Origin of the sequence: Xanthomonas cassavae CFBP 4642, assembly GCF_000454545.1 — a bacterium.
Classification (GTDB): domain Bacteria; phylum Pseudomonadota; class Gammaproteobacteria; order Xanthomonadales; family Xanthomonadaceae; genus Xanthomonas; species Xanthomonas cassavae.
The window spans coordinates 3585052-3600788 of sequence record NZ_CM002139.1 but is presented as its reverse complement, the minus strand read 5'-3'; the positions used below and the strand labels follow the sequence as shown (position 1 = coordinate 3600788).

The 15737-nt window shown below is 67.0% G+C and carries 10 protein-coding genes, 2 other RNA genes and 1 pseudogene; 8 read left to right on the top strand and 5 right to left on the bottom strand.

The annotated features are described in order from the left end of the window. Positions 1 to 78 precede the first annotated feature (78 nt). Together XCSCFBP4642_RS0115895 and XCSCFBP4642_RS25920 are read right to left on the bottom strand one after the other, a co-directional pair. Positions 79 to 720 (bottom strand): hypothetical protein, encoded by a 642-nt coding sequence (locus XCSCFBP4642_RS0115895; protein WP_029220667.1) that lies wholly within the window; start codon positions 718 to 720, stop codon positions 79 to 81. Between the two features lie 24 nt (positions 721 to 744). Next, positions 745 to 1234: pseudogene (locus XCSCFBP4642_RS25920) on the bottom strand (RNA polymerase sigma factor). A 171-nt stretch (positions 1235 to 1405) separates the two neighbouring features. On the opposite strand from XCSCFBP4642_RS25920, the gene XCSCFBP4642_RS0115885 reads away from it, so the two are divergent. From XCSCFBP4642_RS0115885 to XCSCFBP4642_RS0115875, 3 genes are all read left to right on the top strand, one after another. Then, a complete protein-coding gene (locus XCSCFBP4642_RS0115885) occupies positions 1406 to 3307 on the top strand; it encodes a DEAD/DEAH box helicase (RefSeq protein ID WP_029220666.1) in 1902 nt (633 codons plus the stop codon). A gap of 403 nt (positions 3308 to 3710) precedes the next feature. Next, positions 3711 to 6113 (top strand): putative bifunctional diguanylate cyclase/phosphodiesterase, encoded by a 2403-nt coding sequence (locus XCSCFBP4642_RS0115880; protein ID WP_029220665.1) that lies wholly within the window; start codon positions 3711 to 3713, stop codon positions 6111 to 6113. A 172-nt stretch (positions 6114 to 6285) separates the two neighbouring features. After that, positions 6286 to 7008, top strand: coding sequence for a pseudouridine synthase (locus XCSCFBP4642_RS0115875; RefSeq protein ID WP_029220664.1), 723 nt, complete (start codon positions 6286 to 6288; stop codon positions 7006 to 7008). Between the two features lie 4 nt (positions 7009 to 7012). Here the strand turns inward: XCSCFBP4642_RS0115875 and XCSCFBP4642_RS27285 are convergent. Further along, a non-coding RNA gene (locus XCSCFBP4642_RS27285) (sX9 sRNA) lies at positions 7013 to 7089 on the bottom strand. Between the two features lie 186 nt (positions 7090 to 7275). On the opposite strand from XCSCFBP4642_RS27285, the gene XCSCFBP4642_RS0115870 reads away from it, so the two are divergent. Continuing rightward, on the top strand, positions 7276 to 8385 hold the full coding sequence (locus XCSCFBP4642_RS0115870; protein ID WP_425480198.1) for a GGDEF domain-containing protein: 1110 nt from the start codon (positions 7276 to 7278) through the stop codon (positions 8383 to 8385). Between the two features lie 380 nt (positions 8386 to 8765). Beyond that, positions 8766 to 8841, top strand: a non-coding RNA gene (locus tag XCSCFBP4642_RS27280) — sX9 sRNA. A 4-nt stretch (positions 8842 to 8845) separates the two neighbouring features. Here the strand turns inward: XCSCFBP4642_RS27280 and XCSCFBP4642_RS0115865 are convergent. Then, on the bottom strand, positions 8846 to 9793 hold the full coding sequence (locus XCSCFBP4642_RS0115865; RefSeq protein ID WP_029220662.1) for a DMT family transporter: 948 nt from the start codon (positions 9791 to 9793) through the stop codon (positions 8846 to 8848). Positions 9794 to 10136: 343 nt separating this feature from the next. Next, positions 10137 to 10970 carry a DUF72 domain-containing protein gene (locus XCSCFBP4642_RS0115860; protein ID WP_029220661.1) on the bottom strand — a complete coding sequence of 278 codons (834 nt, stop codon included), beginning with the start codon at positions 10968 to 10970 and terminating at the stop codon, positions 10137 to 10139. Positions 10971 to 11693: 723 nt separating this feature from the next. Here XCSCFBP4642_RS0115860 and rraA point away from each other — a divergent pair. The 3 genes from rraA (at position 11694) to XCSCFBP4642_RS0115845 (ending at position 15387) form a co-directional block, all read left to right on the top strand. Continuing rightward, positions 11694 to 12194 carry a ribonuclease E activity regulator RraA gene (gene rraA / locus XCSCFBP4642_RS0115855; protein WP_029220660.1) on the top strand — a complete coding sequence of 167 codons (501 nt, stop codon included), beginning with the start codon at positions 11694 to 11696 and terminating at the stop codon, positions 12192 to 12194. 19 nt (positions 12195 to 12213) lie between these two features. After that, positions 12214 to 13809, top strand: coding sequence for a serine hydrolase (locus tag XCSCFBP4642_RS0115850; RefSeq protein ID WP_029220659.1), 1596 nt, complete (start codon positions 12214 to 12216; stop codon positions 13807 to 13809). 312 nt (positions 13810 to 14121) lie between these two features. Further along, positions 14122 to 15387 (top strand): cation:proton antiporter, encoded by a 1266-nt coding sequence (locus tag XCSCFBP4642_RS0115845; RefSeq protein WP_029220658.1) that lies wholly within the window; start codon positions 14122 to 14124, stop codon positions 15385 to 15387. Positions 15388 to 15737: the final 350 nt, after the last annotated feature.

Genomic DNA, 15737 nt, shown 5'->3' with positions numbered 1-15737 from the left:
AATGGCGCACGCCGCTGGTGGTCCTGGCCCGGATAATGCCCGGGCCAGGAGGGGCGCATTCGACGCAACCCGGTACGCTCACTCGCGCCGGAAGCGCGCGATCTCGGCCAGCAGGCGTGTTGCGCGGGTCATGCCGCGCCCGGCATGTGCGTCGTCCAGGCGATCCAGCCAGGGATGGCGGGCGCGCTGCAGGCGCCGATAGCCATACCAGGTGCCGACGATGCCGATCACGCCGAAGACCGCATTGAGCAGCAGCCACCTGTGAGGCAGGCCGATACCGGTGAGCCTGCGCCGGAGGCTGTCGGCCACCGCCACCCACAGCAGCCAGCACGCCATGCCTAGCCAAGGCGCCACCCGTGTGCGCCAGCGGCGCGGCTGCGCGAGCGCCTGCTGGGTCTGCAGCAGCGGCCCGGCAAAGTCCAGTCGCGCCAGCCGCTGCAGTTGCCGCAGCGCCGACAGCGCCACACACCACAGCTGCAGCAGCACGCCGCCGATGATCGCCGCCATGTCGTCGCCGCTGCCGCTCCAGCTGCGTGCCACCACGCTGCCCAGCGCGATGGCGCACAGCAGCTGCGCCGATTGGCCCAGCCACAGCGGGCGCAGGCTGGCGTGCGCGGCGTGGCCGTGGGCTTGCTCACGCAATTGGCCGATCTGCGCGGCCTGTTGGTCCAGGCGGTGTTCCAGGGTAGTCCAGGCGTGGTGCATGTCATCCAGTTCCATGGCGGCTCCAGTGCGGTGGTGGGGTCAGAGGTCGGTGCGAATGCGGGCTTTCAGGCGGCTGAGTTTGGTGGCGACATTGGTCTGGCTGATGCCGAGCACCGCGCCGATCTCGCGGTAGCTGTGTTGGTCCAGATAGAGCGGCAACAGGGCACGCTCCAGCGACGGGTGTTGCGCGATGAAGGCGTAGAGCGCATGCACCTGCTGCTCGCGGACGGGGTCGTGCGCCAGCGGATCGGCGATGCGATCGCCACCGCATCCAGCGCGATCGGTTCGCCGGGCAGACGGCTGCGGCCGCGCAGGTCGCTGATCGCCACGTTCAGCGCGATGCGATACATCCGGGTGGAAGGCGCCGGCCCGGGCCGTAGCTGGGGAAGGCCCGCCACAGCTGGGCGGCGATTTCCTGGGCGAGCTCGTCGCGGTCGCAGCAATAGCTGGCCGCGACCTTCAGCACGATGCCGCGGTGCTGCTGCAACAGGCTGCTGAAACGGGCTTGGAGGTCTATGTCCAGACGCATGAGGCATGGCGTGAAGAGGAGAAAAGGTTGGCGTGAGGGGATGATTCGCTGGCCCGGGCGAATCCTCACAACCTGAACGGACTGTCACGGCCCTTCGACAGCAGGGGGGTAAAGGCGCACACTATGCTGCTTTGCGCCTGCCGGCTCCGTGCAGCGCCCCCGGAGTTACCCATGACCCAAGAATCTTCCGCGCCGCTGCTGTTTGCAGACCTCGGCCTCTCGGACGCTGTGATGAAGGCCGTTGCCGCCGTCGGCTACGAGACCCCTTCGCCGATCCAGGCCGCCACCATCCCGGCGCTGCTGGCCGGCCGCGACGTGCTCGGCCAGGCCCAGACCGGTACCGGCAAGACCGCCGCGTTCGCGCTGCCGGTGCTGTCCAATGCCGACCTGCACCAGGTCAAGCCGCAGGCGCTGGTGCTGGCTCCGACCCGCGAGCTGGCCATCCAGGTCGCCGAGGCGTTCCAGAAGTATGCCGAAGCCATTCCCGGCTTCCGTGTGCTGCCGGTCTACGGCGGCCAGCCCTACGCCCAGCAGCTCAGTGCGCTCAAGCGCGGCGTGCATGTGGTGGTGGGCACCCCGGGCCGGGTGATCGATCACCTGGACCGCGGCACCCTGGACCTGTCGCAGCTGAAGACGCTGGTGCTGGACGAAGCCGACGAAATGCTGCGCATGGGCTTCATCGACGACGTCGAGGCCGTGCTGAAGAAGCTGCCCGAGCAGCGCCAGGTGGCGCTGTTCTCGGCCACCATGCCGCCGGCCATCCGCCGGATCGCGCAGACCTATCTGAAAGACCCGGCCGAAGTCACCATCGCGGCCAAGACCACCACTTCGGCCAATATCCGCCAGCGTTACTGGTGGGTGAGCGGGCTGCACAAGCTGGACGCGCTGACCCGCATCCTGGAAGTGGAGCCGTTCGACGGCATGATCATCTTCGCGCGCACCAAGGCCGCCACCGAAGAGCTGGCGCAGAAGCTGCAGGCGCGCGGCATGGCTGCCGCCGCCATCAACGGCGACATGCAGCAGGCAGCACGTGAGAAGACCATTGCCCAGCTCAAGGACGGCAAGCTGGACATCCTGGTCGCCACCGACGTGGCCGCGCGCGGCCTGGACGTGGAGCGCATCAGCCACGTGCTGAACTACGACATTCCGTACGATACCGAAAGCTATGTGCACCGCATCGGCCGTACCGGCCGTGCCGGCCGCAGTGGCGAGGCGATCCTGTTCGTCACCCCGCGCGAGAAGGGCATGCTGCGTTCGATCGAGCGCGCCACCCGCCAGCCGATCGAAGAAATGCAGCTGCCGAGCGTGGATGCGGTCAATGACACCCGCGTGGCGCGCTTCATGACCCGCATCACCGAGACCCTGACTGGCGGCCAGATCGAGATGTATCGCGATCTGCTGCAGCGCTATGAGGCCGAAAACAACGTGCCGGCAATCGATATCGCCGCCGCCATGGCCAAGCTGCTGCAGGGCGATGCGCCGTTCCTGCTGACCCCGCCGGTGCGTGGTGCGCGCGAGGACACTGCACCGCGCGAGCGTCATGAGCGTGCCGACCGCGGCGATCGTCCGCGCTTCGAGCCCAAGTTCGAGCGTGGCCCGCGTGCCGACGGCGACCGCGCACCGCGCCCGCCGCGTGGCGAGGATGCCGGCAACGAGCGTCCGCGCCGTGAGCCGGCCCCGCGTGGCGAACCGGAGTTCGGCATGGAGAGCTATCGCATCGAAGTGGGCCACAGCCACGGCGTGAAGCCGGCCAACATCGTCGGCGCGATCGCCAACGAGGCCGGTCTGGAAAGCCGTTACATCGGCCGCATCGACATCCAGGACGATTACTCGATCCTGGACCTGCCGGCCGACATGCCGCGCGAATTGCTGCAGCACCTGAAGAAGGTCTGGGTGTCCGGCCAGCAGCTCAACATGCGCAAGCTGGAAGACGGCGAGGCGGCCGCCGCGCCGTCCAAGCCGCGCTTCCCGCGCGGTGGCAAGCCGTCCGGCCGTCCGAATGGCCCGGGGCGTCCGATGGACCGCGCCGGCGCGCCGCACCGCAAGGGCCCGCCCAAGCCGCGCGGCGAGTAAGCGCGGGTCGCGCGCCGACTGCGCCGCCACCGGGCGCGCGCTGCCGGTGCCCGCACTCGGCATGCACCGCGCGTGCCCTCCGGTTCTGAGTGCACCCGCCACACCCCCTGACGGCTGCCTGCGCGGTGGTATTGGCCGCTCCAGGCCACCACCGGTGGTGGTATCGCAGGCTGGGTCCGCATCGCATGGCCGGAATCGCTATGTTCTCAGAGACATAGCATCGCCGGCGCGCCGTCCCTGTTCCGAGGCGGTCGCGCAGGCCCGGGATCGACCGGCTCCGCAAGCTGTCCCCGTGTCCCGATAAGCGAGCCCGGCCATACAGAGTGCGCCGTTGCGGCCGCTACTGCCTTCAGGCGCCCACTGGGCGCCTGAATCGCACCGGGGCGGTGAAGGACGGATGGCAATGGCACAGTCAGCACGCAAGAGTGGTGGGCAGACCCTGCACCTGGTCCGCGGCTGGCTGACATTGCCCCTGGCGCTGCTGATCGGCATGGCGGTGGTCATGGCGGTGGGCTCGGCGCTGGTGATCGAAACCCAGTCCGGCGCAACCGCCTGGATCGTCGGCGAAAGCCAGTGGTCCAAGGCCCAGCAGGAATCGGTGTACTGGCTGGAACGGTACCTGGGCAGCGGCGATCCGGCCGACCTGCAGGCAGCCTGCCGCGCGCTGGACGTGCCGCTGGGAGATCGCTCGGCGCGCATTGCGGTCGAGCAGCCGGTGATCGATTGGGACGCGGTGCACGCCGGTCTGGCCGCTGGCCGCAATGCCCCTGAGGACATGCCGCAAATGGTGCGGCTGTACCGCTATGGCCAGGGCGTACCGTACCTGGGCGAGGCGATTGCGCTGTGGAAGCGCACCGACGCCGACATCCTGCAATTGAGTGCGCTGGCCGATCGTGCCGCCTCGGCACAGGCCACCGGCAAGCCGGACCTGCGCACCTTGCAGGCGCTGCGCGACGAGCTGCATCTGCTGGACGCGCGCATGCGCAGCGATGCGGCCGAATTCCTGGTGTTGCTGACCCGCTGCGCGCGCCTGCTGCACGACGTGATGGTGGTCTGCAGCCTGGCCACCTTGCTGCTGATGCTGACCACCTGCGTGCTGGCGATGCGCCGTATCCGCGATTACCTGCTGTCGCACGAAGGGCGTTTTCGTACCGCGTTCCAGCAGGCCGCGCTGGGCATGGTCAAGTTCGACCTGCGTGGTCACGTGCTGGACGCCAACGCGTCGATGGCCAATATCCTGCGCTACCGCCCGGACGAACTGCAGGGCTGCACGCTGGCGCACGTGATGCATCCGGACGACATCGTGCTGGACGGCCGCGGCATGATCGACTGGCCGCGCCTGATGCAATCGGGCGAGCTGCGCTTCCTGCGGGCCGATGGCGGGGTGATGTGGGGCCGCTGGAGCGCCTCGCTGGTGGAACCTGGCCCGGAAGAGCCCACGCTGGTGCTGGCAGTGATCGAGGACGTCTCGCACGCGCATGAACTGGCCGACGAGGTCGCCTTCCACGCGCGCCACGATGCCTTGACCGGCCTGATCAACCGCCGCGAGATCGAGCGCCGCCTGCTGCGGCTGATCGAGCCGCCGCAGTCGCCGCAGCTGCGCCATGCGCTGTGCTTCGTGGACCTGGACCATTTCAAGCTGGTCAACGACACCTTCGGGCACGCGGTCGGCGACAAGTTCCTGTGCCATTTCGCCGATGTCATCACCATGCAGCTGCGTCCCGGCGACTGGCTGGGGCGGCTGGGCGGCGACGAGTTCGCGATCCTGCTGGCCAATACCGACCTGGCGCAGGCGCAAGCGCTGCTGGAGCGCATGCACGGCGTGCTCGGGCAGCCGTGGAGCCACCAGGACGGCCGGCCGCTGACGCCGAGTTGCAGCTTCGGGGTGGTGGAGATCCGCCAGGGCGCCAGCGACGTCAATGCCCTGATGACCGCGGCCGACCTGGCCTGTTTCGCGGCCAAGGAAGAAGGCCGCAACCGCATTCGCTGCTTCGGCGAAAACGATCTGGCACTGGCGCGGCGGCGTCACGACGGTGGCTGGATCAGCGCCGTGCAACAGGCCATCGCCGAAGAACGCCTGCTGTTGTATGCGCAGAAGATCCAGGTGCTGAGCGACCCCGGGCGGCTGCAATACGAAGTGCTGGTGCGCATGCGCGCGCGCGACGGGCGGGTGCTGAGTCCTGGCGAATTCCTGCCGGCGGTGGAGCGCTACGGGCTGGGGCGCATGGTCGATGCCTACGTGCTGGAAACCCTGTGCGCGCAGCTGGGCGCCAGCCCGATGCATGTGGCCACGCTGGACCTGTGCCACGTCAACCTGTCCGCGCAATCGATCGCGCAACCGGATTTTCTCGATTTCGTCTGCGCCTTGTTCGAGCGCTATCCCGCGCTGGTGCCGAAGTTGTGCATGGAAATCACCGAGACTGCGGTGATCGGCGACCTGGAACATGCGCAGCGCTTCGTGCAGAGCGTGCGTGCGCGCGGCTGCCATGTGGCGCTGGACGACTTCGGCAGCGGCCTGGCCTCGTTCGGCTACCTCAAGCAGTTCACCGTGGATGTGTTGAAGATCGATTGCGGCTTCGTGCGCAACTACGCGCACGATGCGGTGGATCGCGCGACGGTACACTCGATCGCCCAGGTCGGCCTGGCGTTGGGGATCGAAGTGGTGGCAGAAGGCGTGGAGTCGGAGTCCGACATTCCCGGCCTGCGCGAAGCGGGGGTGGGCCAGGTGCAGGGGTTCAGCCTGCATCGCCCGTGTCCGCTGGACGACCTGATCGCGCCGCAATCGCGGCTGATGGTAAGCGGCTAGGGCGGGTCATTGCAGTCGCCAGCGGGCCATCCGGCCCAGAGATCCTGGCGGCGTGTGGGCACGCGTTGGTTGGGGGATACGCCACTGTCGCGCAAGCCGCCAAGCACGCAGGTGATGCGCTACCGCCTGCAGGCGACGGCGCACGGCCGCCGAAATCGCCGATAATTGGCAAATGACCAACCGACTCAACAAACATATCGCCGATACCGGCTTTTGCTCGCGCCGCGAGGCCGACCGCCTGATCGGCGAACGCCGCGTCACCGTCAATGGCATGCTGGCCGGCACCGGTGCGGTGGTGGGCGACGACGACACCGTGCTGGTGGACGGCCAGCCGCTGCGCGCACGCGAGGCCAAGAAGCCCGGCGGCCGCAAGCATGTCTACATCGCGCTCAACAAGCCGGTGGGCATCACCTGCACCACCGAGAGTTCGGTCAAGGGCAATATCGTGGAATTCGTCGGCCACGAGCAGCGCATTTTTCCGATCGGCCGGCTGGACAAGGATTCCGAAGGGCTGATCCTGATGACCAGCAACGGCAACATCGTCAACGAGATCCTGCGCGCAGAGAACCGCTATCAAAAGGAATACCTGGTGGCGGTCAACAAGCCGGTCACCGACGAGTTCCTGCGCGGCATGGCGCGCGGCGTACGCATCCACAACGAGACCACGTTGCCGTGCCGCACTGCGCGGATCGCCAAGTTCGGGTTCCGCATCGTGCTAGAGCAGGGCTTGAACCGGCAGATCCGCCTGATGGCCGCCGAGTTCGGCTACCGGGTGACGCAGCTGCGCCGGGTGCGGATCGACAACATCAAGCTGGCCGCGCTCAAACCAGGGCAGTGGCGCAATCTCAGCGATGCGGAGCTGCGTGGTTTGCTGCCGCAGCGCACCGACTGGTAACAGCGGCCAAGAGAACGGAGCGAGCAGTCGTCAGCCGGGTGTGGACGACGCGCGCAGAACCGGAGTGGACGAGCGGTACATGCCGCACCGCGCATCGGCCGCGCCCGCCTGGCGGCTGCACAATCGTGTTGTCAGCGGCGTGTTGTCAGCCGGCATGTTGTCAGCCGACGTGTTGTCAGCCGGTCAAGTCGGCTGGCCGGATGAACCGCACGCTGTGCGAACACCTGCGAAGTCGCGCATGCATGGCCTGGCCAATGCGGCTCCGGCATACTTGCGACGATAACCACTCAGCAGGGGGCTGACTGCGTGATCAAACCGCAATTGCCGGGAAACGAAGCCGAACGGCTGATCGCCCTGCGACAGTACGACCTGCTGGATTCGCCGCCCGAGCGCGCCTTCGACGACCTGACCCTGGTGGCCTCCACCGTCTGCGAGACGCAGATGGCGGCGGTGGTGCTGGTGGACGAGCACCGGCAGTGGTTCAAGGCTGCCCATGGCGTGCCGCGCAGCGAGGCGCCGCGCGACATCTCGTTCTGCGCGCACGCCATCCTGCGCCCGGACGAAGTGATGACCGTCGACGATACCTTGCTGGACCCGCGCTTCTTCGATAACCCGATGGTCACCGGCGAGGGCGCGGTGCGTTTCTATGCCGGCGCGCCGCTGGTCACCAGCGAAGGCATGCCGCTGGGCTCGCTGTGCGTGTTCGACCAGGCGCCGGCGCACCTGCGCGATGACCAGCGCGCTGCCTTGCAGGCCTTGTCCCGGCAGGCCTCGCATTTGCTGGAACTGCGCCTGGCCGGCAAGCAGCTGCGCCAGCAGTTGCGCGAGCGCGAATGGTACGAGCAGCAGATGGCGCAGTATTACGCGGCAATGGAAGCGGTCAACGCCGATCTGGTCGAGCAGACCCGCACCGATCCACTGACCGGCCTGCCCAATCGACGTGCCTTCGCCGCCGCACTGGCGGCCGCCACCCAGCAGACGCGGGTGGCCAACCAGCCGCTGTCGGTGGCGTTGCTGGACGTGGATCACTTCAAGGTGGTCAACGACGTGCATGGGCACGACCAGGGCGATGCCGTGCTGCGCGAGCTGTCCACGCTGCTGCGCGCGCATGTGGCCGGTAGCGGCACCATTGCGCGGTACGGCGGCGAAGAGTTCGTGTTGCTGCTGCCCAATGTGGACCTGCAGCAGGCGCGGGTGCAGTGCGAATACCTGCGGCAAAGCGTGGCGACCATGACGATTGCCTTGCCGGTGACGGTAAGCATCGGCGTGGCCATGCTGTATCCGCACGAAAGCGTGGAGGCGGTGATCAAGCGTGCCGACCAGGCGTTGTATGCCGCCAAGCGCGGTGGGCGCGACCAGGTGGTGGCGCTGGACTAGCCGTGCTTGGCGACTGCCTGGCTGCAGACTGCAGGAGCAGGCAAGACGGTAATCCGCAAGGCTGATCGGCGAGCAGTCGTCAGGTGGGTGGGGTGACGCGCTCGGAACCAGACTGCACGGGTGGTACACACCACGTCTGCGCATTGGCAGCGACCGCCTGGCGGCTGCGCAATGGTGTTGCCTGCTGCTCCAGCCCAACGTCGCAAGCGGCTATCGCCTGGATGCAGGCAGCGCAGAGAACACCGAGCATGCGCCTGTCGGTGCCATACGCGTCGTCGTGTCGGCTCCCAGAGCGGTAGGCTGTTAGGGCGCGGACTTGGAGCGGCTAGCAAAACTGCTGCACAGCCGTCAGACGGGCGCGGTCGGTGCTCGGAATCCTCATGTACCCCTCGTACACTCCGGTTCCTGCGTGCAGCCCACACCCACCTGACGCCTGCTCGCCACGTTCTGTCAGCCGCTCTTAGTCGACGATGTTCTTGGCTTCGGCGGTGCCCAGCAGTTCCGGGTGCACCACCTTGCGCCGCCGTTCCAGCACCGGATGCAGGAACACCGCGCCGAGGATGATCGCCACGCCAAGATAGAACTGCAGGGTCAGCTCGCGCTGCTCGCCCAGCAGGGCGATGGCCAGCACGATGGCGTAGACCGGTTCGAGGTTGGTGATCAGCTGCACCGAATACGCGCTCAGGTGGCGCAGCGCGACCAGCGCCAGGGCGAACGGCAGCAGGGTGCAGGCCAGCGACAGGGCCAGCAGCAGGATGCCGTCGTGCAGGCCGGGAATGACCAGCAGGTCGCCATGCAGCGATGGCAGCAGCAGCGGCATCGCCGGTGCCAGCAGGGTCAGGGTCAGCGTGCCGGCGCCCAGTTCCAGCGCGGTGACGGTGAGCGGATCGGCATGCGCCACCATGCGCTTGTTGAGCGAGCCGAACAACCCGACGAAGACGGCAGACACCGCGCCCACCACCACGCCTGCACGCATGCCGTCCGGCACGCCGCCCACCACCAGCGCCACCCCGGGCAGCACCGCCAGGCCGAACAGCAACTCGCGCGGGCGGAACGGCCGCTGCGTCACCCAGGGCTCGATCACCGCGGTAAAGACCGGGGCGAGCGCGATGCAGGTGGCCGCCACCGACGCATTGGCCAGCTTGATGGCGCCATAGAAGGTCAGCCAGTGCAGGGCCACCAGGGCGCCGATGCCGCAATAGCCCAGGACCACCCGCCCGGACAGACCGCGCAGCCCGCGCCAGACACGCGGCCACAGCGCCAGCGCCGCGACCACGATCAACATCCGCCACCACACCAGCGGCAACGCCTGTAGCGTGATCAATTTGCCCAGGATCGCGGTGATCCCCCAGAGCAGGACGCAGAAATGGATTTGCAGTTGCGTCTTGCGCAGGTCGGTCGTGGGCATGTGCCATTGTCGCCGAAATGCATCGCGGCGGCGCCGGGCGGCGCGGCACTCTTGCAGCGCCAGGCTCCGCGCGCGGGAACCGTACCGAGCCCCTCTCCCTCCGGGAGAAGGATCGGGGTGAGGGGGCGGTTTACCCACGGCCCGAAGCGTGAAGCATCGCCGTGAGTCACCACCATTCAACATCACCGCAGGCACGTCATGCGGTCCGCACGGCACCAGCAACCGCACAGGTCAGTGGCAAACCGGACACGCGCGTGGACGACACACATCACCACGTGTCCGCCACGCACCAGCATCAGGGCTCTTGCCGCACGCACAATCGCGTGCACTGTCGGCGACGCAGCTAACCTGCCGACAACTCCTTCAACAGCGCCATCGCCGCTGCCGGATTGCGCTCTTTTGCCGCACTGATGAAGAACACGAACACCTCGCGGCCCGCACTGCACGCTTTTGACGGATCTTCGATGTGCGGTAGATCGTCGGGGTCTTCGCCGCGCCGCCAGGCCTCGATGCGCTCGGCCCAGCGCTTCAGTGCCGGTGCCGGATAGCCGGCATGCAGGCGTGCCTGGCTGCGCATCAACCGTGCGTAGACAAACCCCGTGGACAGGTCTGCGAAGGAGGGATACTCATCCGAATCGGTGAACACCGTGGCCACACCGTGCTGGCGTACCAGTGCCAGCAGCGCGGTATCCACGGCCGCGGGGTCGCGGATTTCCAGTACGTGTCGCAGGGGCCGATTGCCTGCCTGTTTGGGCAGCAACGCAAGAAAACCTTCCAGATCGCCGGCCTGCAGCCGGTGCCCATGTTCGAACTGCCAGACCAACGGGCCCAACGTCTGGCCGAGCTCGACAATGCCGCCGATGAAATCTTCCACCTGTGTCCCGGTGCCGGCCAGCGTGCGCGACTGGGTGATGCGCCGCGGCGCCTTGGCAGAGAACACGAATCCCGGCGGCACCTCGTCGCGCCATTTCGCATACGTCGCCGGCTGCTGCGCGCCGTAGTAGGTACCGTTGATTTCGATGGCGGTGACCTGGCGGCTGGCGTATTCCAGCTCGCGCCGCTGCACCAGGCCTTCGGGGTAGAACATGCCTGCGCGCCACGGCGCATACACCCAGCCGCCGATGCCGACGTGGATGCCATCGAGGGTGGGCGGGGTGGAGGCGAACAGGTCGGTCATCGCAGCGGAACGCGTTGGCAGGGAAGTGCGCGATTGCAGCCGCTCTCGCTTTGACGTGGGCAGCAAGCGCAGCCTGCAGCCTCGCGGATCGGCACGGGAGGCAGCGTGAGCATGCTGATGGCTTGCGGCGTGGTTGCCAACGGTTGCGTGTGCGTCGCTTTCCGTGTGGCGATGAAACAAGCCGCTGTCGTCCCGGGGAGCAGCCGGTGGTTGCATCACGGCGGTGACTGGCCGAAGGCCAGAATGACTAACGGCCATGGCGAAGTCGTGTGCGTTGCGGTGAGCGTGGCCGCTTGATCCGGCGAACCTGAAATCGCCAGCGCGGTAACTGCGTGCGGGCAACACGTTCACCGTCTGTAATCCATGTACAGGTGCGCCGGAAATCAGTGCAACCATCGGCAGCGCGAAGTGACCGCGTAATACTGAGGATTGCCGCCAGGAAGCATTGTGCGCCCGCTTGGCTGGCGGACCGTCGCAGCGACTGCGTGTTGCCCATCACGGCATTGCAGGTCGAATCGCATCGCCTTCAATTCGTGTCTGAGGACGTGCTCTAGCCGGCACTGCATGCAGCCGGTTTGTTAGCCATGCTACGCGTTGCCATGCATGAGATCGGCTACTTCGGAGCTGTCGCACTGAGCGCAGCCGCACACCCCATCACGTCCTTGCAGCATGACGTCCTTGCAGCGGGCTACCATGACGGCTGCGCCGCATGAGACCGCATCGATGACCTGGACCACGCCCGATCTGTGCGACCGTTTTCCGGAGGTGAGCATCGCCGAGCCGCTCTTCCGTCACTTTGGCGGACGCGATGTGTTTTCCGGGCCTATCGCGACGGTGCGCTGCGTCGAAGACAACGCGCGCGCGCGCGAACTGGCCGCCACGCCGGGCGATGGTCGGGTGCTGGTGGTGGATGGGCAGGGCTCCTTGAAGCACGCGTTGCTGGGCGACCAGATCGCGGGGCGGGCGGTGGCCAACGGCTGGGCTGGGGTGCTGATTCACGGTTGCGTGCGCGATGTCGAGATCCTGGGGAGCTTGCCGCTGGGCGTGCTGGCGCTGGCGGCCTGCCCGCGACGCACCGAGCGGCGCGATCTGGGCGATGTGGATGTGCCGGTGAATTTCGCCGGTGTGGCGTTCGTGCCGGGGCACTGGCTGTACGCCGATCGCAACGGGGTGCTGGTGACGCCGCTGCCACTGTCGCTGGACAGTGCCGGCGGCCTGGCCTGATCGATCTCAAGGAATGGCAATGCGCTTGAACCACTGGCTGACGGGAGGCGTGCTGATGCTGGCGACCCTGGTGACAACGACGCAGGCGGCGGAGCTGCCGGCCGGCATGCAGCAATTCGATGCGCAGATGGAACGCGTGCGCAAGCAGTTCGACGTGCCCGGCATCGCAGTGGCCATCGTCAAGGACGGGCAGGTGGTGCTGGAGCGCGGCTATGGCGTGCGCGAGATCGGTAAACCCGAGCCGGTGCAGGCCGACACGTTGTTTGCGATCGCCTCCAACACCAAGGCGTTCACCGCCGCGTCGCTGTCGATCCTTGCCGACGAAGGCAAGCTCTCGCTGGACGACAGGGTCATCGATCACCTGCCGTGGTTCCGCATGTCCGACCCGTACGTCAGCGGCGAAATGCGCATCCGCGATCTGCTGGCGCACCGCAGCGGGTTGAGCCTGGGTGCGGGCGACCTGTTGTTCTGGCCGAGCACCAGCTATACCACCGAAGAAGTGGTGCAACGGCTGGCCAAGGTGCCGTTGCAGGGCGGGTTCCGCGATCGCTACGCCTACGACAACATCCTGTACGCGGTGGCGCAGAAGGTGATCGAGCAGGCGTCCGGGCAACCCTATGACGCCTTCCTGCAGCAGCGCATCTTTACGCCGGTGGGCATGCGCGGCACGCGCTTCAATGCCGATCACCTGCAGCCCGGCGATCACGCCGCGGTGGGGCACGCCAAGTACGATTTTAGCCAGCTGCGGACCGTGGCGCCGTTGACCTGGTCCAATAACTCCGGTGCCGGTGGCATCTACGCCAGCGCGCACGACATGGCGTTGTGGATGAAGGTGCAATTGGCCGGTGGGGTATTGCCCGATGGCAAACCACTGTTCAGTGCCGCGCGCCAGCAGGAGATGTGGTCGATGATCACGCCAATCAACGTCGGCGAGCCGCCGGTGCCCGAACTGGCCGCCACGCGGCCGAATTTTTCCGGGTATGGCGAAGGCTGGAGCTTGAGCGACTATCGTGGCCATCGCCTGGTGTGGCACACCGGCGGCTGGCCGGGCATGGTGTCGCGGCTGACCCTGATGCCGGATCAGGCGCTCGGTGTGGTGGTGTTGACCAACCAGGAAGTGGGCGCGGCCTTCAACGCCGTGACGATGCAGGTGCTGGACGCGTTCTTGCAGGTGCCGCCCACCGACTGGACCGCGGCTTACGTGAAGGCGGTGGAGAAGGCGGCCGGTGATGCCGACACCAGCTGGAAGCAACACCAGGACGCACGCGCCGCGCGTTCGACGCCGTCGTTGCCGTTGCGCAGTTACGCGGCCACCTATCGCGACCCGTGGTACGGCGATGTCGTGGTCCGCCAGGACGGCAAGCGGCTGCGCCTGCAGTTCTCCAGGACGGCGCAATTGGTCGGCACGCTGGAGCACTGGCAGCACGACAGCTTCATCGTGCGCTGGGACGACCGCTCCTTGAATGCCGATGCCTTCGTCAATTTCGCGCTGACACCCGATGGTGCGGTGCGCGAGATGCGCATGCAGGCGATCTCGCCGCTGACCGATTTCAGCTTCGATTTCCAGGACCTGGTGTTGACGCCGGTGCAGGCAAAGGCTGCCGCTCCGCAGTGATCCGGGTGGGACGGGCCGCGCACAGGACACTGCTGTGCGCATCGGCGCCGTGATCTGCGCCGATGCGCCCACTGCCCGGATTCAGTGCGGCGGCCGCTGTCTCGCACTACCCCCTGACCACCGCCCGCTACGTTGTGTTTGCCGTTCTTGAGCACCTGCAGTCGAGCGCTGCGGTTGCGCTTGAGATGGCGAGCACATGCCTCCGGCATGGCGCCCGCAACCTGTGCGGACCTGCCACGCCACCCGGCCCGCTACCGCCCACCGGGCTGGCTCGTTATGATCCGCGCACTTCTCAGGGATGTTGCCCAACGCATGACCACTCCGCAGATGTCGGTGTATTTTTTTCTACAGGCCGCGGCGATCCTGCTGGTTTGTCGGTTGGTGGGCATGCTGGCCAAGCGTCTGGGGCAGCCGCAGGTGGTCGGCGAGATGATCGCCGGGGTGATGCTGGGGCCGTCGCTGTTCGGCCTGCTGGCGCCGGGCGTGCAGGCGGCGCTGTTCCCCAAGCAGACCATGGACGTGCTGTACGTGTTCGCGCAATTCGGCGTGGGCCTGTACATGTTCCTGGTCGGCACCGATTTCCGTGGCGATCACTTCCGCGCGCGCTATCGCAGCGCGATGAGCGTGTCGCTGGCCGGCATCGCCGTGCCGTTCGCGCTGGCCTTTGCGATGTGCCCGTGGCTGCTCACCGTGGATGGCCTGTTCTCCGACAAGGCCAAGCTGATGGAGGCATCGCTGTTCCTGGGCGCGGCCATCGCGATCACCGCATTCCCCATGCTGGCGCGCATCATCCACGAACGCGGTCTGACCAAGAGCCCGCTGGGCACGCTGGCGTTGACGGCCGGCGCGTTCGACGACGCGGCAGCCTGGTGCATCCTGGCCGTGGTGTTGGCCAGTTTCGGCGGCAGCTGGGGCAGTGCGTATCTGGCCATCGGCGGCGGCGTGGCGTACGCATTATTCATGATCTTCGTCGGCCGGCATCTGTTGCGCCGGCTGGCCGACCACGTGGTGCCGGACCAGCCGCTCAGCAACAGCATGCTGGCGATCGTCTTGATGCTGTTCTGCGTCAGCGCCTGGGCGATGGATGCGATCGGCATCCATGCGGTGTTCGGCGGCTTCCTGCTCGGCGTCTGCCTGCCCAAGGGCCCGCTGACCGAGAAGCTGCGCGAGATGATGCAGCCATTCGTGGTGGTGTTGCTGCTGCCGTTGTTCTTTACCTATTCGGGCCTGAAGACCCAGCTCAGCGTGCTGCTGCAGCCGCAGATCATGCTGGCCGGGGTGGCGATCCTGCTTGCCTCGTTCGTGGGCAAGGGCGTGGCCTGCTGGGCCGCGGCGCGCGCCACCGGCGAGAACAACCGCGACGCGATGGCGATCGGGTCGCTGATGAACGCGCGCGGGCTGATGGAGTTGATCATCATCAACATCGGCCTGCAGGCCGGGGTGATCGAACAAGGTCTGTTCTCGGTGCTGGTGCTGATGGCGATCCTGTCCACCTTGATGGCAACGCCGTTGTTCAACTGGATCATGCGCCGACATGCCCACGTGAGCGATGCGGTGCCGAGTCTGCAACGGCGTTGAAGGGTTGCCGCCGCGCAGTGGCAAGCCAACCGCAGCAGCGGTCGCCAGCGATGCTGGCGCTCATCCGCAGTTGCTCACCGGGGACGGCGCTGCGCACGCGCCGGGACGGTGTTGCGACAGCGTGCGCATGCAACCGCGCCCGGCGGGGCACGCCCGAAACACGCATCAGCAGCACGTGCATTGAGGGCTATGGGTCTGTGGCGGCATACTTGCCGTTGATCGTGCGATCGAGTCCTCATGACCAAGGCAAAAAAGAACCTGATTAGCCCCGACTCTCAGCCATGAAAATTGCTCGCTGCACGTAAAACCGGCTCTGGGCATGGTGTGGATTGCATCATGGCCGTGGCAAG